The organism is Bradyrhizobium sp. UFLA03-84 (genome assembly GCF_002289535.1).
Classification (GTDB): Bacteria; Pseudomonadota; Alphaproteobacteria; order Rhizobiales; family Xanthobacteraceae; genus Bradyrhizobium; species Bradyrhizobium viridifuturi.
The window spans coordinates 139,879-161,009 of the sequence record NZ_NSJY01000011.1 but is presented as its reverse complement, the minus strand read 5'-3'; the positions used below and the strand labels follow the sequence as shown (position 1 = coordinate 161,009).

At 57.6% G+C, this 21,131-nt stretch carries 18 protein-coding genes and 1 pseudogene; 4 read left to right on the top strand and 15 right to left on the bottom strand.

Annotated elements, in window-relative coordinates:
- Positions 1–3 precede the first annotated feature (3 nt).
- Both sctJ and CK489_RS13040 read right to left on the bottom strand, forming a co-directional pair.
- The gene (gene sctJ, locus CK489_RS13045) at positions 4–780 is read right to left on the bottom strand and encodes a type III secretion system inner membrane ring lipoprotein SctJ (protein WP_198960922.1); all 777 of its coding nucleotides are present in this window, start codon (positions 778–780) and stop codon (positions 4–6) included.
- A gap of 95 nt (positions 781–875) precedes the next feature.
- Positions 876–1,385, bottom strand: coding sequence for a nodulation protein NolB (locus CK489_RS13040; RefSeq protein ID WP_158226439.1), 510 nt, complete (start codon positions 1,383–1,385; stop codon positions 876–878).
- Positions 1,386–1,620: 235 nt separating this feature from the next.
- Here CK489_RS13040 and CK489_RS13035 point away from each other — a divergent pair, with 235 nt between their 5' ends.
- The 3 genes from CK489_RS13035 (at position 1,621) to CK489_RS13025 (ending at position 5,643) form a co-directional block, all read left to right on the top strand.
- Positions 1,621–2,292, top strand: a complete 672-nt coding sequence (locus CK489_RS13035; protein WP_095732589.1) for a nodulation protein NolW — start codon at positions 1,621–1,623, stop codon at positions 2,290–2,292.
- A 301-nt stretch (positions 2,293–2,593) separates the two neighbouring features.
- Positions 2,594–3,223 carry a hypothetical protein gene (locus CK489_RS13030; RefSeq protein WP_143278141.1) on the top strand — a complete coding sequence of 210 codons (630 nt, stop codon included), beginning with the start codon at positions 2,594–2,596 and terminating at the stop codon, positions 3,221–3,223.
- Positions 3,224–3,837: 614 nt separating this feature from the next.
- Positions 3,838–5,643: an HrpF/NolX family T3SS translocon protein gene (locus CK489_RS13025; RefSeq protein ID WP_198960921.1), complete on the top strand. Its 1,806-nt coding sequence runs from the start codon at positions 3,838–3,840 to the stop codon at positions 5,641–5,643.
- A 261-nt stretch (positions 5,644–5,904) separates the two neighbouring features.
- Here CK489_RS13025 and tnpC read toward each other — a convergent pair whose 3' ends face one another.
- The 3 genes from tnpC to tnpA form a co-directional block, all read right to left on the bottom strand.
- Positions 5,905–7,437: an IS66 family transposase gene (tnpC, locus tag CK489_RS13020; protein ID WP_143278058.1), complete on the bottom strand. Its 1,533-nt coding sequence runs from the start codon at positions 7,435–7,437 to the stop codon at positions 5,905–5,907.
- Between the two features lie 94 nt (positions 7,438–7,531).
- Complete coding sequence (gene tnpB / locus CK489_RS13015; protein ID WP_028344503.1) at positions 7,532–7,879, bottom strand: IS66 family insertion sequence element accessory protein TnpB; 348 nt, start codon at positions 7,877–7,879, stop codon at positions 7,532–7,534.
- Positions 7,876–8,271 (bottom strand): IS66-like element accessory protein TnpA, encoded by a 396-nt coding sequence (gene tnpA / locus CK489_RS13010; RefSeq protein ID WP_095730859.1) that lies wholly within the window; start codon positions 8,269–8,271, stop codon positions 7,876–7,878. The genes tnpB and tnpA overlap by 4 nt, the downstream gene beginning before the upstream one ends.
- Positions 8,272–8,409: 138 nt before the next feature.
- Between tnpA and CK489_RS42885 the strand changes: the two are divergent.
- A pseudogene (locus tag CK489_RS42885) lies at positions 8,410–8,976 on the top strand (acyl-CoA dehydrogenase family protein); the annotation flags it as partial.
- Positions 8,977–9,457: 481 nt separating this feature from the next.
- On the opposite strand, the gene CK489_RS13000 reads toward CK489_RS42885, so the two are convergent.
- The 10 genes from CK489_RS13000 to CK489_RS12955 form a co-directional block, all read right to left on the bottom strand.
- Complete coding sequence (locus tag CK489_RS13000; protein ID WP_245350352.1) at positions 9,458–10,138, bottom strand: hypothetical protein; 681 nt, start codon at positions 10,136–10,138, stop codon at positions 9,458–9,460.
- A gap of 26 nt (positions 10,139–10,164) precedes the next feature.
- Positions 10,165–11,385 (bottom strand): alanine racemase, encoded by a 1,221-nt coding sequence (gene alr, locus CK489_RS12995; protein ID WP_095732587.1) that lies wholly within the window; start codon positions 11,383–11,385, stop codon positions 10,165–10,167.
- On the bottom strand, positions 11,351–12,439 hold the full coding sequence (locus tag CK489_RS12990; protein ID WP_095732586.1) for an NAD(P)/FAD-dependent oxidoreductase: 1,089 nt from the start codon (positions 12,437–12,439) through the stop codon (positions 11,351–11,353). Before CK489_RS12990 ends, alr begins: the two co-directional genes overlap by 35 nt.
- Positions 12,436–12,777: a cupin domain-containing protein gene (locus tag CK489_RS12985; RefSeq protein ID WP_095732636.1), complete on the bottom strand. Its 342-nt coding sequence runs from the start codon at positions 12,775–12,777 to the stop codon at positions 12,436–12,438. Before CK489_RS12985 ends, CK489_RS12990 begins: the two co-directional genes overlap by 4 nt.
- Positions 12,778–12,829: 52 nt before the next feature.
- Positions 12,830–14,164 (bottom strand): lysine N(6)-hydroxylase/L-ornithine N(5)-oxygenase family protein, encoded by a 1,335-nt coding sequence (locus CK489_RS12980; RefSeq protein ID WP_245350351.1) that lies wholly within the window; start codon positions 14,162–14,164, stop codon positions 12,830–12,832.
- A complete protein-coding gene (locus CK489_RS12975) occupies positions 14,165–15,382 on the bottom strand; it encodes an MFS transporter (RefSeq protein ID WP_063781794.1) in 1,218 nt (405 codons plus the stop codon).
- On the bottom strand, positions 15,379–17,190 hold the full coding sequence (locus CK489_RS12970; RefSeq protein ID WP_128089450.1) for a class I tRNA ligase family protein: 1,812 nt from the start codon (positions 17,188–17,190) through the stop codon (positions 15,379–15,381). The genes CK489_RS12975 and CK489_RS12970 overlap by 4 nt, the downstream gene beginning before the upstream one ends.
- Before the next feature lie 1,076 nt (positions 17,191–18,266).
- Complete coding sequence (locus CK489_RS12965) at positions 18,267–19,013, bottom strand: YopT-type cysteine protease domain-containing protein (protein WP_095732585.1); 747 nt, start codon at positions 19,011–19,013, stop codon at positions 18,267–18,269.
- Positions 19,014–19,516: 503 nt separating this feature from the next.
- Positions 19,517–19,852 (bottom strand): DUF7694 domain-containing protein, encoded by a 336-nt coding sequence (locus tag CK489_RS42880; protein WP_430649144.1) that lies wholly within the window; start codon positions 19,850–19,852, stop codon positions 19,517–19,519.
- 71 nt (positions 19,853–19,923) lie between these two features.
- Positions 19,924–20,334, bottom strand: coding sequence for a hypothetical protein (locus CK489_RS12955; RefSeq protein ID WP_143278140.1), 411 nt, complete (start codon positions 20,332–20,334; stop codon positions 19,924–19,926).
- Positions 20,335–21,131: the final 797 nt, after the last annotated feature.

The window sequence follows — 21,131 nt, the reverse complement described above, 5'->3', positions numbered from 1 at the left end:
TGCCTACTTCGCATCGGAGGGGAGCTTTTTGCCAACGGACTGGACCGATGGCTTGCTTGCACCACTGCCGCGATTCATCAGCTTGCGCCAGGATTGGCGAAGTTGGCCACCACGTACGCTCAGCAGTACGCAAGATAGGATGCCCAATACACCGAGCGCACCTCCTGCGCCGATCGCAATGGGAGCCGAGACGAACCTGGTTGACTCGTGCGAAGCCGCCGCTGGCGTAACCGAGACCTCATGCTGAGTCCGCTCAACGGGCACGAACACGACCGCCACCTTGTCGTATGATAGACCTTCGATGCTGTTGGCGACGAGCATCTTTATCTGCGGCAGCAAGGCCGAGAGCTTCGCGTTGGAAGCGTGCCGAATGAAAACCGACGCCGAGGACGGGGTTGCATCCTGCCGCAAAAGATCATTCTTCGGCAGAACGACATGAACACGAGCGGAGAGAACCCCATCAATATCGTTGATCGTGCGCGACAATTCTTCGCTGAGGGCATAGACGTAGCGAGCCCGCTCCTCGACCGGAGAGGCAACGAGCCCCGACCCCTTGAACACCTCGCCAAGGCTCTTGAAGGGCTGGCGCGGCAAGCCCTGGTCATTTAGCAACTCGATGGAATAGGCGAGCTGCTTTTCTTCCACCTGAATGGTGCTCGTCCCATCCTTGCCGATAACCCGGATGGCATCGACACCCCTGCTCAGCAGCAGCCCAAGCATCTCGTTGGCGTCACGCTCCTGAACTTTGGTATACAGATCGGTTTTGCAACCGGTGAGCATCGGTAAAAGCAGCAGCAGAACAAGAGCATGAAGCCGCTTGCTCGCGGGCCGACCGTTACCGATCTTGCCTTTCGTCAAGACAGCCACCGGCTCGCTCAGCCTGCCGATAGAAGCTTATTCAGAGATGAACTGACGGCACCTGTCCCTTTGGAGATGAGCGAAACCTGGACGACGCCGTTGTAAACATCGCGCAAGTTCGTCAGCGCCGAATCGAAATGATCCGCACCTTCCGGCTTGCCCGCCGAATGCACCTCGACTTGCTGCGGCCGAAGGAGCGATTGCGCGGCCGGCCCAAGCTGAAAACTCTTCGCGGGATCAGGGTCGCCGACGAGCGTCGGCGAAACTGCACCTCCAGGAAATGGTTTGCCCTGGTGGATAGCAGAAATGCCCTGAAGGACGCGATCGCCAAGCGGGCTCGCCGGCGTGACTGCGCGCTGCACTTCCGGCACCAATGACACCGGCGCGCGCTCGGTCACTGAAGAGGCCCCCCCCTGTTTCAAGGCGGCCTGCGCGAGACTCTCGTGAAACTGAGCGTGTGCCAGCGAACAGCCGCTGGAGGCACACTCGACGGGGTTGGCGGAGACCGACGCAATTCCAAGCCACATGGGAGAAATCATTTCTGTCACGTTGTGAGATTAGCCATTCGCTCGCATGAATGGGCAGGTACCCTAGAAAGGCAAGCTGACCAAAAGCTGACGAGCATCTGTCATCGAATGATCACGGTTGGCTTCCAATTTCCGGCGAAGCATCGTCCTCCAAATTTTGGGACAAATTCCAGTGCTTAGTCTCAAGTAGAAGAAAATCGCAGAACTGCTCATCTCGTCTACAAGGCTGCATATCTTGAAGAAAGTTCTCTATGTTGGTGTTTTCATTTGCTTGGGCGCCATCAAGGCGCTCGGCGCCCCGCTGGCGCTGCCGTCGACGCCGTATAGTTACACAGTGCTGGATCAGGACCTCGCGGCCGCGCTGCAGGAGTTCGGCAACAACCTCAATATCAGAGTCGATATCAGCACCGGGGTGAAGGGACGAATTCGGGGGCGAATGCCGGATCTCCCACCGCGCGAGTTCCTCGAACGGTTGACCAATCTCTACAATCTTCAATGGTACTACGATGGGCTGGTGCTCTACGTATCTGACGCGCATGAAGTGCAAAGCCGCCTTCTGGTCTTGAGTCCGATCAGCTTTGACGCATTCAAGGCGGCGCTCGACGCACTCAACATCTCGGACGACCGCTACCTCGTGAGAGCCGTGCCGGGAGATGGCCTTGTCTTCGCGTCCGGTCCGCCTCGCTTTATCGTGCTTGTGGAGCAGACACTCAAAGGACTGGTGGCGGAGGCACAAGCGCGACGAAACCCGCGCGGAGCCGAACAGCCACCGCATGAGTCGGTTTTGATGCTGTTTCGCGGATCTTCCAGCGTGGTCGTTCGCGAAGGACGCCCTAATGACGTTCCTTCGCCCGCACTACCACATCAAGACGGCGCGGTTCACGCACCTGATACTGGTAAGAAATGAACGGATGATAACAGAAAGGTTGGGAAGAGGTCTAACCTCTACTTATGCCCTCTGTCAGCTTTTCGAAAGCCGGTGCTGTTATGATTAGAGGGCGGCCGTCCAGCGGCGATGCCGCAGGCCAGGCAATAGACGTCCGGGCCCGCACCACGGGATGCGCGAGCCGGATCCGGGCAAGCAGTATCCGTGACCTGCTTTGCAGCCTTAGCGCTTCATGCGAAGCCTTTGAGATGCTCTACGAAGTCCGTCATGGACTTCGTCGCGTCGGTTGAGAGCCGTTTTGTTGTGCAAAAGGAGAAACAGGATGGACTTCAATGCGCTAAGCGGAGCAGACAAGAGCCCACCACGCCACTCGGCCTCATCGCCCGCCGATCGAAGTGCGTTTGAGCGTGAACTGATGGCGTTGCATGAAATGCCCGAATACAACCAGGACCTGATTTGGCAGGAGCTGGGAGGCCAATCATCGCGCTGCGAGCCGTCATTGATCGACGGCGAGCAGTCCAATTCCCAACAAGCGGCCGCTCAAGATCGCGCGGAAGCCTCCGATTTCGGCAACGACCCTGTTTGGCAAGATCTTGCGCCTGGACTCCTACGGGCGGGGTCGCCTCACGCAGGACCGTCCCAAGCGGGACCCGCGCTGCCTGCACGCGGCGCGCCGCCGGAACTTGGCGATTTCGTCATGGCGAACGGATATCTCGCCAAGGACAACTGGGTCTTCATCGGCCAAACAGCTACGCCTACTCAGATCGAGATGTTGAGAGGCCGTGACGTCATGCCGAGCAGAAATGTCCGGAGTACAACGTTCACCATCCTGGGTGTGCCTCACACGGCGCAATGGCGAGCAGAAGGGTTCATTCGCCTCGAACCGTCGCTTGACGCCGCCTTTGGGCCTGCAGGTTCGGGCGAACACCCGCCAGGTGACCAAGCACAATGACATTGACTGATGCAGAGGTGCATCCGAGTTCCGAGGCGTCCGCAGTACCATGCGCCGCTCAACTTTTGGCGATGGATCGATTCGTGCGTCCACCCCGGCAATCTGATCCGATCATGCTGCATCGTCCCGATCGGGCAGATGCCAACACACTTCTTTGACACACAGGCGCGAGCTGGCTGAGCGCTGGTGAGTTGCCGAGCGATGCTGCGGAAGCGGGGATGTGTTGCATCAATCAGCACACGCGAGTCCTGCGAAGAGCGGCAGACTCGTTGACCTGGCTGTCGCAGAGGCGAGCGACCGAGCACCCAAGCAAGCCGATGCCGAATTGAGGACACGTCGTCGCCTTGAGCGACGCCATTTCGCAACTTTTTGTGAAATCCTTTGAGCGCCGTCAGCTTCTCGAAAGCTAATCGCTTCTACCATACGGCGTGAATATCTAGACGGCGATATGCCCATAGATTGTAGCCAAACTGAGCGCTGGGAGCGCTGTGCAATCGGAAGCAAGCGGTAGGAGCCGTTGAGGCCTATCGACATTTCTTGCTCGTTGTTCGCCGCGATCTCAGGCTGCGCCACATAGCCAGCTTGTGGTGCGATCTCAAATCAGAGGACGTATGATGTCAGTCAACAATCTGCCGCTAACCACCAGCTCGAATTTGGCTTTGTCGGGGCTAGCTTCCGGGCCCTCGCCGGCGCGTGACTTTTCAAGCTTCGAGGCGGTGCTGGTCAGTTTGTCGTTGAAGGGCACGACTGACGAGCATTCCCCACCGCAAGGTCCGGCGACCGAGGACTCGGCCAAGCAACTGACGGAGGAACTCACGCAAGAGGTGCGGAACATCATCCCGCCGGAGATTAAGGCCGCACTGGACGCATGTCAGGAGACCCCCGAGCCGTCCTCTGAGGAAGCCTCCTCCGCTGCGAACGCCCCAAAGATTGCAGAAGCCCCCGTACAAAGCTCCAGAATTACGTGGAACAGCGGCACCCCGACTGAGGCCGAGCTGCAGATTGTGTCGGTGCTGATCCGACACAAGGACAAATGCCCGCTGGATTGGAAATCTCTGGGAGATTTGGCCAACGATCCCTCCACACCGCCGGATCTAAAGGCGGCGATCGAGGCACTGCAGCGAGACCCCGAGCTCTTCTACGCGATAGGCTCGCAAGGCGACGGCCGCTGCGGCGGCAAGATCAAAGCGGGTGATCTCTCCGGCTTCTCCGATCACCACCCGCAAGTTGCTGAGTTCCAGGAGCAGCGGGCAAAGAACTATACGCAAAACTACATCCCCTCCGACGGCAGCGGCAATGGCGAGCCGTCGGTTATGCTGCTGACCGATGCATTGCGCGAGCTCTATCGCTATTCCGACCACCTGCCCAAGAACCTAAGCCTTTCGGATTTCAAGCAGATCGTCGACGGCGAAGCCAAGACGGGCAAATGCCCGCCGCAGGTTCTCGCGGCCGCTCAATACTTCCTCGACCATCCGAATGAATGGAAGCAGTTGTATGGCAGCTCGACAGACAAGGTCCACAAAGAGGACTTCCTGCAGGTTGCTTCATCATCGGTGAATCTCACGAAAGCCGAGCTCGATACGCTCGACACGATCAGCAAGAACCAAAGCGCCTTTTTCGGGAAGGGCGACCTGACGCGGGAAAAGCTGGCGAGCATGGCCGACGACAAGAGCCTCGCGCCCGAGGTGCGAAAGGCGGCATCCCAGCTGCTGTCCGACCCTGTGCTGTTCGGGTTGATGAACAACGCGATTACGGGCTACAAAACCCACCACAAGTTCTTCGACTTCGGCGGCGGCCATACGGTCGATTCCGGTAATATCAGCAGGAGCGACTTCAACCAGTTCTTCAGCAACATGTCCGGTGCGAACCGCACCGTTCAACATGTGAAGACGCATGCCGCCCGAACGACCGCCGATAAGGACGCGGTCGCGGACATGACGATGGGCGTGGCAGACCAGCCCGACGTCAAGTCTCCCAAAAAGAACGGTGGCGCCTTCATGCACGCAATCAATGACGTGCTCAAGGTTGGCTCTAAGGTACTCGACTGGGCTGCGACAGCAGTCGGTGTACTTAGCTTCATTCCAGGCTTGGGCGAATTGGCCGATCTGGCGTCAATGGTGCTCGAAGCCGAAGCGCAAGCTGCAAATCTTCTTCACACGGCGATCAGCGGTGGCAACATAAAGCAAGCGCTCGAAGAAGCCGGCCTGAGCCTTGCGGCACAGGCGGTAGGCTGCATCGGCGGCCCTGAGGTCAAATTGGCAATGCGAGAAGGCTTGGTGAAGCAGGCAATTCAAGAAGCGGCCACGGCGGGGATCAACCTCCCGGTTTCGGTAGCCCAGTCCTACGCGGAGGACTACCTGAGCAACTTGAAGGCTCGCATCGAGTCCGAACGCATGCAAGCTGCAGGCGCTAACGCCTAGTCAAATCACACTATCTAGCAAGATAAGGCTGAAAACGCCGGTCGAGCTTGTGCGGCTTACGCGCGGTCGGGTCTCCCTGCCGAGCAGTCGGTCGCGCAAGCTCTACCATCCTCGATGCCGTGCGCCGGATCCGAGGAACTTGCTCGCTCTTCACGGCTCGCAATTTATGTAGGCAGCGCCCGATTGCGCGAGGGCCGACCTCAAATCCAGTGTACGCATCCGGCCAGCACCCCGGGCAGGCGCGCCGGTCAGCCGTGGCGCTCAGGCGGCCGCCGCTTTGGAGTGTCGGGTCGCCTTCCAATTCCACGGGAGCAGGTCGGCGACTCTATTGATAGGGTAATCCGGAAGCCTGGCCAGCACGTCAGCGAGCCAGGCTTGCGGATCAACGTCGTTCATCTTGCAGGTTTCGATCAGGGTATAGACAGCGGCGGCACGATTGCCGCCAGCATCTGAACCGGCGAAGGTCCAATTTCGTCTTCCGACAGCCACACCGCGTAACGCTCGTTCGGCAGCGTTGTTCGAGATGCAGACACGGCCATCGTCCAGGAAGCGGGTGAACGCCGCCCAGCGGTTGAGCAGGTAGTTGATCGCCTTTGCGGTATCATTGCCTGAGGAGAGCAAGGTCCGCTGCCTGCGCATCCAGATCTCGAGATCAGCAACGATCGGCGTGGACTTCTCACGACGCACCGCAAGTCGCTGTTCCGGCGTTTTGCCGTTGATGGTGCGCTCGATCTCGAACAGGATATCGATGCGTCGCACGGCCTCGCCGGCAATCGGCGCCTCTCCAGATTTCGCCAGATCGAAGAACTTTCGGCGGCCATGGCTCCAGCAGGCCGCTTCAAGGATCGGAGCCGGCTTCCTTTGGGCCTTGTAGAGCTGGTTATATCCATCAAAGGCATCGGCCTGCATCAGGCCGACGTAGCCGGCAAGATGGGTTTGCGGATGCTCTCCAGCCCGGTTGCGTGAGTAGTAGAACAGAGCTGCCGGAGGGTCCGTGCCGCCAAACGGCCGATCATCGCGAACATAGGTCCAGATCCGGCCGGTCACCGTCTTAAGCTTGGCCAGTACCGGCACCGTCGTATCGTCGGCGTGGATGCGTTCCGCGCTCATGACGTGGATCCCGATGGCCTCAATAATGGGATCGAGTGCTACCACGCAGGCGCCGACCCGATCCGCCAGGGTCGAGACGTCGATCTCGATCCCCTCACGAGCATAAGTCTTGCTCTGCCGGTTCAGCGGCTGATGCAGCAGGAACTTGTTGACCAGCACCATCGCCAGCAGGCTCGGCCCGGCAAAGCCTCGCGGGATCGGATGGGAGGGCGCCGGCGCCTCTGTGATCGCCTCGCAATCTCGGCAGGAGAACTTTTCGCGGACATGCTCGATAATTTTCCAGCGCCGCGGCTCGCATTCCAGTGTCTTTGACACCACCTCGCCGAGCTTGTGCAACCGTTCACTGCCGCACTTGCCACACGCGCAAGGCGCGGGTTCGACGATACGTTCGATCGGCAGATTATCTGGCAGCGGTCGTCGGGACGCTCGAGGGGGTTGTACGCGCTGTTTGGTAGCTTCCGGCGTTGCGATCTCGGCTTTGGTTTCCTGCTCCGCCTGGGTCTCTTCAAGATCCTCGATGGCGAGTTCGAGCTGCTCGACCAGCAGCTTGCCGCGCTCAGAAGATTGCCCGAACTGTTCACGCCGTGCCTTGGCCAGCATCAGCTTCAGTCGCTCGATCTCCAGCCGGCCGACGGTCACCTCGCTCTTCGCCAGCGTCAACTGCTCGCGCTGCGCAAGGATCATCGCGTGTGCTGCGGCAAGGTCGGCGGGAAGCTGATCGGAAGGCGTCGTCACGAGGACGAATCAACCATATTCGTTGCAAAAAATCCCGCTCGATTTAACCGGAAGCCTGGGGACGCCAGGTTGCCTGCGGCATCCGCCAGTCGATGCCGGACAGGAGATAGGAGAGCTGCGCAACGCTGATCGTCACAACGCCGTCTGCCAGTGATGGCCACAAAAAGCGGCCGCGCTCCAGCCGCTTCGTGAACAGACACGCGCCCTGGCCATCATGCCAAATAATTTTGATCAGGTCGCCGCGGCGGCCCCTAAAAACGTAGAGATCACCAGCGTGCGGATCACGCTTCAAGCTCTCCTGGACCAACCGCGCAAGGCTTGGAAAGCCGCGGCGCATATCGGTGTGACCGGTCGCAAGCCACACCCGCACATTACCCGGTATGGCAATCATCGGCGCTCAAGCACCTCGAGGACCCGCGCCAGCGCTTCCGGATCGACGTGCGCGTCCACTCGGATGCGTCGCCGGTTCCCAAGGTCGATCTCGATCAATCCAATACGCGCGGCCACCACAGACCGCCCTCGGCTATCACCCGCAGGTAAAAGCTTCGGAGTTTCCTCCGCTTCCGTCGCGGCGATCTGCACCGGCGCAAAAGATGGTACGACCTGCTCGGATGTCCGCGCTTGTCGACGCCAGGTAAACACCAGGCTGGCCGCCACTCCGTTGCGACGCGCAACCGCAGTCACCTTTGCGCCCGGCGCCAACGTCTCCTCGACAATCCGTGCCTTGTCATCCTGCGACCAGCGCCGCCGACGCTCTAGCCCGCCCAAAACCTCGACCCGCATCGCCTGATGACCTTAAAGCTAGACTTAAGGCCACACGCTTGGCGAATTACAGCGTGTCAGACAAGACGGCGCCCGCCGGATGCGTACTGAAGGCGATGCTTACGGCATCTTGTAGACGTCTCTGGGCAGGGCTCTCCCAATGTCCACCTTGCGTCGGCAACCAAGGTACTGTCGTCCGAATGGTGCGGCCTTGTCGCCGATCAATGCGTCCAACTGTTGGGTGGCCGAGGGTACGACGAGGGGACGCCCTTAGCTAAAATCTATCGTGACGCCCGTATTCTCCGCTTCTTCGAAGGTCCGACGGAGACGCTTTTATCCCATCTTGGCCGCTGTCTTCTTTACAGAGCCACGCGCGACGAAATAGCCGATCTCTTTGTCTCTCTGGGTGCGGCGTCAGTCCATGCGGACGCCATTGAGGAGCTCCGCGGCCTCGATGAGACAGACGGTGCCGTGCTAATCTATGCAGGTTGGCTCACCACATTGGGATTAGCGCAAGCTGTCATGACTGATGGCACTTTCACTGCCTCGGACTGTGCTACAGCGGCGACTGATCTGGTCAGCACCGAACTAGCTGCTGTGCGTTCTAGCGCGCCGACACGCCTAAGTGTCGAACGCCGCACTCGTGCCAGCCAGACGCGGGCCACTTTTTCTTCAAGACCCGGCCTGCTCCATCCGTTCCCCTGTTCTCAGAGACGATTACCTTAAATTGGTACAATATGTCTAACGTCCAGCGACGAGGTGTAGCGAAGGCGATCTGACACGCAGGCATTGCGGATGCGCCGAGTCTCACCTCGACCATGACCTGACCTTGTCAGTTACAACAAGCCGCTGACCGCGCAAAGCTGCCGGTTCATGATGGCGCATCGCGTCAGCCTTAAGATGCTCCATCACCGCCCCGCCGGACGAAGGATCCACGATCGCCCGGCGGGGGACTTTCCGTTGAAAACGATCGGGTGGCTCCTGCAGCATTTTCGCTCTGGACCGTCTCAGCGTCCGCATTTGAGGCGACGTTGAACGGCATACGCTTCCTAGACTAGGCTCGTGCCCGCGCAACAATCCCTACTTCACTGAATCGATGCTCAAAATCGACTTGCATTTCTTCTTTTCTGTTGATGCCTACGACGAAGCAAGCGTCGCTCCTCTGCTGCCCCTTCTGCATGTCGCGTAAGACGAACGCGAATAACCTTCACACCCGCTGGTTACTGAAATGAAGGAAGTTACAGATGTCAAAGTACATTGCCTCATTCAAGCGGAATCCAAATGCTGATATTCGGCTCGTCAGAACACATGGATCGAAAGCTAACGCCTGGAAGCCGTTCGAGCAATCTAATCGGACGCAGTCATCTGTCCGCTCCACGGCCTGAACGTTTATCCCGCAACGATCATAATATTCTAGTCGCGCCGCGGTCGCTGTCTCGCTGGTTGAAAAGAGCGACAACGCGAGATCAAAGGGCGTCTGGCACATTACCGTGAGAAATTCCATTGGATGATCCATGGTGCCAAGAAAATTGAACGGCAGAATGCACAGCACTCTTCCGTCATATCGCCGCATGATCTCACCGACCAGACGCCTTCTTTTAAAGAATTTGTTGGCCTCGCAGCGGACAACAGCCCCCTTGTCCTCCTTCAATCTGCGTGCACGAGGTGGATTGATGTCGATACCAAGGTAATCACAGTCATCGTTCTTGACACCGATAAGGCGGTAGCAACTGCAACCGACCTCAATAATTAGCCGGTATGTGGTCGAACGCAGGAGCTCATGACAGAAGGCTCTCTCACATTCATGGAACTGACGCACCCGAGCGGTGAAGTAGCCCGGACGCATGAGACGCATACCTTCGCCGTCCAGATAGATCGCTCGATTCACTTGACGAGATCCGAACGCAGAGGAGTTCACTGGCGCCTCATCTCATCCCGCTTGGCCGAAACATAAAGTCTGTGACATCGGAGTCCGATCGCCGTGGTCAATTCATCGCTCAGCATGTTCGCGGCCAACGCCACATCTGCGACGGTCTGCTCGGGGCAGATCAGGTCGACCATTGTACCCGGCGCAGTCGAACTCTCGGGCAGATCCGTCACATCGATGCTCATGAGATCCATCGAAACGAAGCCAACGATTGGCGCGCGAGCACCATATATGAAGACATGACCTCGATTGCCGAGGCTACGCGGGAACCCATCTGCATAACCAATAGAGGCGGTCGCGACACGCATCCGTCTCTTCACCGGGTATGACCTGTGGTATCCGATCGCTTCTCCGACCTTTACGCTGCGACATTGAATGATTCGCGTTCGCAGGCGGACGACTTGCGATGGCCTGAAGTCGGGATCACCGGATATGGCAAGGCCGAGAATCCCTCCCCCCGACCGTATGAGGTCGAAATGAAATTCACATCCGGAAAATAGTCCCGCGGAGTTCGACAGCGAAAGGATGGCTTTGGGAAACAGATAGGTAAGTTTACGGAACTGATCCAATTGTTGCCGACTGATTTCGTCGCGCCACTCCGCGCAGGCGAGTTGGCTCATGAACAGAACGACAGGCAGATCCGACAGCACCCTTTCGCTCTCAGCGGCTTTTTGCAGTTCGTCGATGGGAAACCCCAGTCGAGACAAACCCGTGTCGACATGGACACCTGCGGGTAACAGCCGGTTGCGAAGGCGGCAATGCCGAAGCCAAGCATCCAGCTGTTCCCTGCTGTTCAGGATCGGCAGCAAATCATGGCGCTCAATAGCCGCCTCCAAACCGGGCATAGCTCCGTGAAGCACGTAGATCTTCGCAGATAGTGGCAGCACCTTGCGTAAGGCCGCGCCTTCTTCCACATCGGCCACGAAGAAATGCCCGCAGCCAAGCCGCGCAAGAAACGGCGCTATGCGCAGCGCGCCAAGGCCGTAGGCGTCTGCCTTGAGAACTGCGCCGCAAGCGCTTTGGGGCGCCAGCATCCGAAACTTCCGGTAGTTAGATTCTATCGCGCCGAGATCAACAACCATGGTCGATCTCGATGTGTTGGCATAGCCGGCATCTGACGGATTATCAGAGAGATTGGAATTGAGACCAATCACATCCGGCATAAGCCGACCCTCATGTCGCCGTAATGGCGTGTCGATCCGCAGCATATAAGGATCGTACTGCCTCTTCCGCACATGCTGGTCCAAAGCGAAACCCATTACCCGAGCCACCGCCAATCACATGCAAACCTGCGATATCTTTCGCAGGACGGGAAAACGGGACACCATCCGCCGAATAGCAGTCGCAGAACACACGTGCTGACTTCACCGCCGGCACCTTGGAGGAACACCACTTGGCCAGAATTGCGTTGGCACGCGCGAGATCATCCGAACTGAGCCGCAGCTCGTCGGAAACCGGCTTCACATCCCATTCCTGCGAGGTAAAGCTGAACAGCCAGTATCCTTGCTCGATCATGGGAATGAGGAACGCGTAGTCATCGAAGAGCCCAATCATTGGACAGTTCGGCGTGGGCCGTACGGCCAAATGGAGCGCGACGACCTTCTTGACTCGCAACCCCGGTTCGTCTGTTAGGTGCTGACGCAACGGCGACTCCGGTAACCATGGCCCGATTGCGAGAATCACCCGCTTCGCCGAGAGTTCGCTGTTATCAGAGGTCTGGAGAAGAATATTGCGTGGCCCCTTCCGTATTTTTGTAATCGATGTACTCTCTCTTATCGACACTCCCTTGATCTTGAGCCTTTGAGTCAGATCCTGAACGATGGAATCGACTTGACAGTACGAACCACGATCCAACACGACGGACACATCGTCGGGAACCACGAACTGCTCCAGCGATAATAGCCTCTCGACCAGAGCGAAGGATGTTGATGGGCTCAGCTGGCCCGCGCTGCCCTGTTTCGCCAGTTCGCCGGGATTGCGCGTCAACCAAAACACATCACAGTCTCGTCCCTTGGGCCATTGTCCGTCGGGATAGATCCCGCGCCAGAATTTCGAACCACAGTCGATGAGGCTTCTTTCCTTCTGGTTACGACAGATGTTGATCTGGATCCCAGGCGCAAACCCGCTCGTACCAGATCCAACGATATCTCGTTCGGCGATGACTATTCTTTTTTCCGGGCCATCGCTCGCTGCGATGAAGGCAGAACTGAGGCCCATAATGCCAGCCCCGATGACTGCGAGGTCATAGATCTTGTCAGTCATTGAGTTTGTTTCCAGGAGATGGACAAGGCGCTCAGCACTTCGCTGCCACTATTCCGCAAATGATGGGTTTGATTTGGTCGCAGAAACACCAGATCGCCGGCCTTCACGGCCAACTCACCATCGTCGGTCACGACCTGACCGCGCCCGCTCGTGATCCGCCAGATCTCGGTGGATGGATGAGAATGAGGCGTCGACACCGCGAGTGGATCGAGGCGGAATTCGATGAATTCAACCGGAACGGTGATCTCCGGATCATTTATCCCTTTGACGTCCTGTACCAGTACGCCGGGGCTGTAGACCGTTACGTCCCCTAAAGTCATCAGCTGAGCATTCTTCACGGTGTATCTCCAATCATGCAACTCGATCAGACATGCTGCGCATTGCCGATCCTCAGCGGGCGCTCTCAGGCACCGCACCATGCCACTTGAGAGCTCCTGTTGCAGGCCCGCAATCGTAAGCTACCCGACCAATGATCGAATTGAGCACCGTTGCGGCGCGCCAAGGAACCAAACTCAGGTTTGTGTCGGCGATGCCATGTTGAAATCGTGCGCCATTCTGGACGTATAAGCGGCAGCTTTCGGGGCCATCAAACCGGGCCCGGAACTCCTTGCCGACCACGATCTCCCGAGAGCCGCCAGGCGCACTCACAATCGAAAGCCGGTTTGCGACCGGCTCCAGAAAGGAAGGGATTTCGGTCCGATAGCCCGTGGCCAGCACGATAATGTCGGCGACATGTTCTGTGCGAACGCCGGTGGCCTGCTGGCGCACCCCCAGGCGAAATGGAGATATGGCACGGAGCTCTTCGGCCATGGTGTCGACGCGTATTTCCACCTGAGCGGGATACGAACCTCGACGAACTTCGCGGTCGTAAAGTGCGTTGTAGATCGCGCGCAGTGTCGATGGGTTGACGCCATCGCTCGCCAAAGCCTGCCGTTCAAGGGTTTGCTCTCTGACGGCTTCGCTTTGTTCAAGGAACCATCCGTCATACTGTGGAAAGAACCACTCATTGACGAAGGGACTATCTTCGAGAGCAAATATGCTTGCGCGGCGCGTGACCCAGGCCAAGGCTCCCAGCGCACCGCATGCTCCGGTTAGCAGATGAAGAAATAGTTCTGCTCCGCTTTGGCCACCACCTACCACAACAACACGCTTGCTGGAGAACTCACGGCGCCGCAGGAGGAAGGTACTCGCGTGAAACAGCTGATTCTCCGGTGCATTTCTGCTCCAGTCGGGAACAAAGGGCACCCGGCCTACGCCGACCACTGTCGTACGGGTCTGATAATTGCGGCGATTGGTAGCGATACTGAACGCCTCGCCGCGTAGTTCGACTGCAATGACCTCTTCGCCGAATTGAACGTTCGCAAGCTTTTCGCCCGCCCATTTCAAATAATCTTCAAATTCGCTCCGGCCAACCGAAGCGATACCTCGAACCATGGCTTGATAAAGCCGCTTTTTCTCGTGCAGGTAGGCGAGAAAACTATATGCACTTGTCGGATCTGCCGGTGTTACCAGGTCCTTTAAGGGGCTGGTTTGCATGAAAGCCCCATCTAGAAGCAAACCCGGATGCCAACTTAGCGTCTCCGATCGTTCTAGGATATGTACGGAAATTTCCGGAATCGGGGCCGCGAGCGCTGCCAGGCTCAGATTCGCCGGGCCTGCGCCGATTGCCGTTACCTGATGGCCGCTGCCCTTCTTTGACATCACGCTATCCGCAAGATCAGCCACTTAACATTCCCGGCGGGTCGAAAACGCTTGAATTGCTAGAACGATTCCATTGCCACCGATAAGCGTCATCATGCTCTTCAGCAGGTCATCGAAGCTGTGGGCGCTCACGATCTGCCCGGCGATATATGGAAATCCGAATAGGCCAACGAAGTAGGAAAGCGTGAAAACCTGAGAAGCAACCGCCAATGATGTCCCGTCTGTACCTGCAATGAGGACAACCATACCATTCAGAGTCGAATAGCTAAGTCCGTATCCAAGGGCGAACATCGCTGTACCGAGGATGTAGATCTCCGCACTCCCTGCATTCATCAAAAGCAAGAATAGTCCCGCCATGGTGCACAAGATGAGAAACGCAGCGATCCACTCAAGCCGGACTTTTCCGATGACCGGCGCCACCGCGAAGCGCATGAAAACGGCTGTCAACGTGAAGACGAGAAAGAATGTATCGGCGGATTGCCCCCGCGATGAAGCGTAAAGCGTCTGGAACGTGGACAGACCGGAAAACACGCATGCGCCGATTCCGATCATGACGATCGGATAACGCGTATTCGACTTGAAGGCCTCCCGCACGCCCTCAAACGTGAGTCGAACAGCCGCCATTTTGATCTGAGGAGCCTGCGCCAGTGCCCTGCTAGCAAACTCCAGCAGCATGGCGCCAACGAGACATGCAGCCGCGAATAGAGCGTACGCTGCGATATAGGTTCCGAAAATCTCCACGACCGTGCGCCCCAGGGGAACAGCAAGTCCGATCCCCAGCATCTGGGATCCGGAAAGCAAGGTGAGATATTTGACACGAGCCGCAGGCCGCACGCGTTCTAGGATTTGAAGCGGCGCCAGCATATAGAAGATTGACCATCCAATGCCGAGCGAGAGCCCGCCGAAATAAGCGAGGAACAGAGAAATTGGAGCCGCTGCAAAGCAGATCATTGCAATTGCCATCACCACGGCGGCAAGGATGATCGTTCGCATCAACCCGCATGAATCGGCGATCCGGCCAGCCACAAACGAACATAGTATTGTCGCGACCGTACCGGTCGAAATAATTGTTCCTGCTATGGATGCGCTCTGTGGAGCCGAGCGGAGAGCATCCACGAAAAAAAAGCTCGCCCCATAGGACGCGGCCACATTGATGCTACCAAGCATGAATGGAATCGAGACATCGAGCGGCACCTCATCGGGCAAATTCTCGGCGGTGACAATGTTCGCTGCGGCTCTCATGGTGCAACTATTCCCGGGAGGCATCCATCAATGTCTGCGGCCGTCAAGCTGCGCCCATCGATTCTTGGTACCCTTCCGCTTCGTACGGATGAGGGTCGCGCAGCGCAGGCTGCGATGGGATGTCCTTCATGGCCGAGCCAGTGCCACAGAGCTTCCGTTATCCTCGGCATCAGCGGCCAGCCCAGTATGCTGAAGCCCATCAGCCATGTGTAAGCGATCTGATAGTGCGGATTGGAATCAAGACAATCGAGCCATTCGGTTACCGATCTGGACACGTGCGACACGCGCAGACGATCTAGCGAGAGGGCTGAGCACTGTTGGTTGTACAGCCGGTTCAGCGTGAGCATCATCGCATCATCTACGTGACACGCGGCAGAAGACGGCATCGCGTTGATGATGTCCGTACAACGATTGAAGACCACAGCGCTCTTGTCGAGAATCGCATTGTAGCGATCAATCAATTGCTTCGGGTTCAGATCCGTCTCCGCTTCTTCGGGGCAGATTTCCGACAGACACACTCTGAGAATATCGATAGATATATCCGGCACCTGAGCGATTTCACCCGCCCATATCACGTGGCCGCGACTGGTAGAGAACTTCGATCCGTTCAACAAAAGGAAATGATTGAAGAAAATTCGGTCAAATTGACGAAAGGACTCCTGACCCAATGCACATCCGGTAACTCCCACGAGCATCGGGATTGTATTGTCGATACCGGTCGCGCCGATCAGGAAAGTATCGGAATTGCGCGCAAAGGCACTTGGCGTGCCGGATGCCTCCGCATCTTTATGCCCACAATAGAGGGAATGAGCGTAGAGCAACGAGGAGTAGCTAAACAGGATCTGACGTGTGTTGAACTGCTGCGAATTCCAAGCCATTCCATGCAGGCCAGGAACGGTCAACCGCATTCGCTGCCCTTTACGTGCGATATATCGCCTCCCTATCTCCACAAAGCCAGGTTCGATAGCCGCATCGTCCCACGCCCGGACGAGTTGGTCGTTTCGTGTAATTGTGAGAAAGGCAGAGATGTTATCTGTCCATTCTACGATCCGTCCTCGCCTCGACACCGGATTTCGTGCTTCGTCTGGCTCGAAATGATCTCCACACTGTTCGCAGAAGAAGCTCCCTGCGGATGCTCCGCATACGGGGCAGGTTCCGCCAAACCAGCCTCCAATGCAAAAACGCTCTTCCGTTGGCGTCAGAGCAGAGCCGGCATCGTCGACGGGTAGCCGCGCTGCGCGAAACTCCAGCGATCCTGCTGCAGATAGCGCCTCCATGAGCGCGTTGCTGACATTGGAGAACCGCTGAAGATTTTTGCCATGGGCTGGATCATCGAAATGATCGAAAACGATCCCTAGTGAGGCGAGATCACGAGCAATCTCGACATGGAAGCCATGAGCCAAGTCCGACGGGTCGATGTTCTCGCGCGCTGCTCGGACTAGAACATGGTTTTCGAAACCGTCGGTCGTCAGACCGGAGCGAACATGATGCCCTGCCCTCTTCAGGTGCCTTTGTACGACGTCCATTCTGAGAAATGGCCCGGCAGCGTGGCCAAGATGTGCCCTGCCGTTAGCCGTCAAGTTGACGGGCGAGATATATACGTCAGCCGGGTTCGCATTCGCTACGCTTAGCGGCGCGATGATTGGGCTTCTTCTCATATCTGCACATGACATCCAGTAACAGATCCTGAAAACACCCGAATAGACATCCAGATAGCCCACCACGGCAACGGGAATACGCGCGCGGCTCGATAGGTTATGGATCCCATCGGGTGCGGATTTCGAGTCAGAATGTTCAAAGCGTGTCACATACTCTTTGAGTACTTGACGCTCTCCTAGCTGGACGGTTCACGTATCGGTTCACCTCAGCTCGCAACCTGCGCCAACCTCTTCACCTTTGCTTAGTCAATCGAACTGATCGCTCCTGGAACGATCGAGATGTCGCCGTGAAGAAGCAAGTGACGCGCCAATTTAAAATCGTTGATTTTGCCCTTGCCGCGGCCTGCATTTAGGTCGACTACCGACATCTGGTCACGAACTCGACAGGCGGCTCGGCCGGGCCGGCAGGAGTCCGCCATAGGTTCTTTTCCCTTCACTCCCTTAAGAGCAACGGCGATCCGTGGGAGGGGTAGCCGGCCCCGGCCAGGCGACTGCGAGTTCACGATCTATGCCAGGCGACCATTCCTGCCCTTGCAAGGTTGCTGATGATCCCCGATCTGTGGACGAGCGCGCAGCGATCAAATAGGCCCGCGCGAAACGGATGCACGAGCTCTCACTGCCAAGAATCCGATGGCTTGCTGCGAAAACTGCAGCGTGCCGACCAGCCGATTGCGCCTGGGAGTAGGTAGTTCCGAGCGTCGCGGAGAACCGGCCGGCCGGCGAACATGCCGACACTCGGAGGGTCGACGAACCCATTGAAGTCAACCGCAGGAGCTTAGCCCCTGTTTTTGAAAAGTTTAGACGGGTTCAGCCCGGCGCCTCGTGGGCGCTCCAATCAACCGAGACCGTACGACAGATAACGTTATTGTGCCTTACCGAGCCGCACAATCCGGGCGCAGGGCAATTCAACCTTCGAAGAGCGAGGCAGGCGTCCTCCGTCGTGCGTGAGCTGTCGGCCTCTTCCAAGGAAGCAAGACCATTTCCAAGTAAGCAAGGCCATCTCGCTAACGTACAGCGCTTTCTCCGCAGAGCTGTCCGATCTCCGCCAAGCTGCGACACCTTCGGGGCACCACCGGGACGAATTTGCGCGGTCGAGAGCAGCAAATTCGACCTTCGATGGCTTCGGTGGTGCGCCTCAAACCAATGCAGCTTCCGATCTCGATCGCCATTGTCAGGCAAAGGCTTCGCGCCAGCACATCGGACCGACCTCCGAAGCCTCGATTTGCTCACGTCATGCTTTGCGTGACCACCATAAATATATCAAGCCCGTTCACGTTACTGTAACGGTCGCCAAGGCTTTTGAACAACTCGCCCATCTGGTTTGACCGAACGGAAAATTCTCCATAATTTGGATCAAACAGGGTCGTCATTCCATTCGATGTCGAGGTCGCAATTGTATGCGCGCCACGCGGTTTAAAACGCAGGCCGATCAGATAGTCCGATGGATCGTGGGTGACTTCATTCACTATCTGGGCAATTCCGGAGGACGTTCCAAACTCATATCGAGTCTGATTGTTCGCAGGCTCTAATCCCGCCTCACGCAACATTGCGGTTTTTGCCTGAAGGTTGGTAGAATCGTCCGGCCTGTCAATTCGCAACAACGCCTTGAGCTCTTCATACCGTTGCTGCCGCACTGCCGCCGAGGCATGGCTTTGAGCGCCCGGTATCAGCGCGCTCATTCGGGACGAAGGGCTGCTGGCGAGATTGAGGAGCCACTCCGCCGCCAAGCCGACGCAGATGCCATCGACATTGGCGCCAGGCAATTCGGCAGTTCTGTATTGGAATAAAGTCTGGCTCGGCTCCGGTCTGCTGCAGCAGAGCCCCATTTTATCCGACAGCGCTTCGGGAGGCTGGCTCTCTTCCTGCGCGGGATCCGTAAGCGCTTGCTCGAAGTTGCTGTTGTCCGCCGACTGAACCCAGTTCATCATCTTGATCGGCGCGCGCGTGGCTTGGCCACTTACCGGATTGAACATGGCGTTCGCGTGCCTCTAGCGTATGCTTGCCTGGACGGAGTGGGGCTGGCGAGCCCTACCTGCGAATCATATCGCGACAAGCTGACGACGAGCTGACGAGCAAGAACGGGTTGGAGAAGCGGCCGCAGGGCGTCTCTTGGATGGCCACCTTTTCTGCTCAGCCAGTCCCGGCCGGAATGCCGGCGCCCTGGTCGACGACTCCAAGGATACGGAGTGGTCGGACACAATCGCCGGAGGATGCAATTTCATCCCGAGCTCGAGTTTGGCGCGGCTCTCCAGACAGATTTGACGCGGCGATGGTTCGATTCTGATGCTGTGTTCCGTCAATTCGCCAGCACCGGGCTCGCCGAGCCCGTGCGTCATCATCACCTCGTGCTTCGCTGGGCTGGCAAGCCCGCGACGTTAGGCAAACGGAAGAGCCGACACTTTCCGTTGCGGTGCGGGCTGACAACAGTGCCGAACCACTACTTTTCATCTGCCACGCGGACAATCCTTAGCCTACCTCATAATGCGGTCGCACTCATGCACGCAAACCACATTGCCGCCTCTGATGGGCCGAGCCCAACCACGCCTACAAAGCCCGGTGGCGGCATTGGGATGTCCCGATGAGTTGGCCTCCACAGATGCAGGCAGTACCGACTGTTATTTACATATTGCGAATGTGGGGGATGCAGTTGCATCACGCATTCCTCTTCATCCCAGAACAGGTCTTTGACGAAGCACATCTCTTCCCAATTCGGACAACGTCGCGGCGTTGAGACAGCGACATGCTCCCAGCCAGGACGGATTAATCCACTGATCCTCAGTTCACAGCCGCAAGGCCCCTGTACAACGAACATGCCACAAGGACCTGATCCTGGATGGCTGGCAAATTGGCCGTATTGTACGCGACCGGCCTCCAGCTTCTCAATTATTTTCGCCCGCACGTTTCCTCCTTCGCCTCGTGGACCGCCTTGAAGTCGATGTAGATGACATTGTTGCTTTTCAACTCGCGACTTAGCGCGTGTTCCGTCCTATTTGGGACGGCGCTCCAATACCATTCTTCGGCGAACCACCTGCTGAGAAAGCCGCAGATGTCCATCACTTGTTCTCCTCTTTTTTTGGCCGCTGGCGCCCTGCCCAGGACGCTTGCGAATTCTTGCGAGGTCTTGATTGCCCGCAAGATCCGCTCGATGATGACCCGGCGCACAGGTTGCGAATTTCCTATCTGGGAGGCTCCGCGGGCATGAGGACCCGACATCTCGATCACAGCACGAGGCCCATGCGGAGCGCCTTGCTCATTGACTGCAGGTACACCGCCGAACAACGCACGCTTCAGCACATGATGTGGCCTCGAGCTTTCACGGTTGAAGCACAATGTTTCGTTGTGTGCGCCGCGTTGAGGTCTCGCGGAGATGTGCTTGATCCTACGGAGGCGTCGAGAGCCACCACCTCATCGCCGCCGGATCGATCGCCATTCTTGGCATGCGCTCCGAATTGCCTGACATCTACATTCCCTCATCGTCCGCAATACCACAGCGTAATTCGCATATTCTCGCTCAATGCTTGGCAAGGGCGATTGCTGCCTCACCAACTGTCCTGCGGTCATTCGCCGCTTTCTGCTCGCCGAGTCTGAAACAGGGCCAATGCGTCATCTATGTGGCCGTGATCGATTCGTCCGGGAGCAACATCGGAGCGGGCTAGCCTCACGTCGCGATGGCTAGGCATAACGTGTCGCTAACCGATAACATCCACGGGTTGATGAGGTTTCGTAAGCTTATGGTCAGAGAAGCTGATTAGTCTATCTCGAGGCACTGCAATCGCGCTGCGGTTGGCGGCGCCTTTGCCACGTCCCTACATGCAACTCCGAACCCCTGTTCGCTAAAAGTCGCTAGCGAGCTCTTGCCTTCTTTCGATGCCGATGGCGCCTTCCGGACGACAAGGTCGCAACTCCGACCATGTGCAGCGAGCTCGTGTCGCCAAACCAAGCGGGCGGCTTGCTTCGCATCGAGGCTGCGCCGGCACCAGTCCGATCGTGGCATGCTGATTGCTCTAGTGAGTCCAGATGTCACTCATCTGGCTATCCTTTAGTTCTGAGCGAATTCACTGCCCGGCGTCCCTCAGCTTTGGTAGCACCTC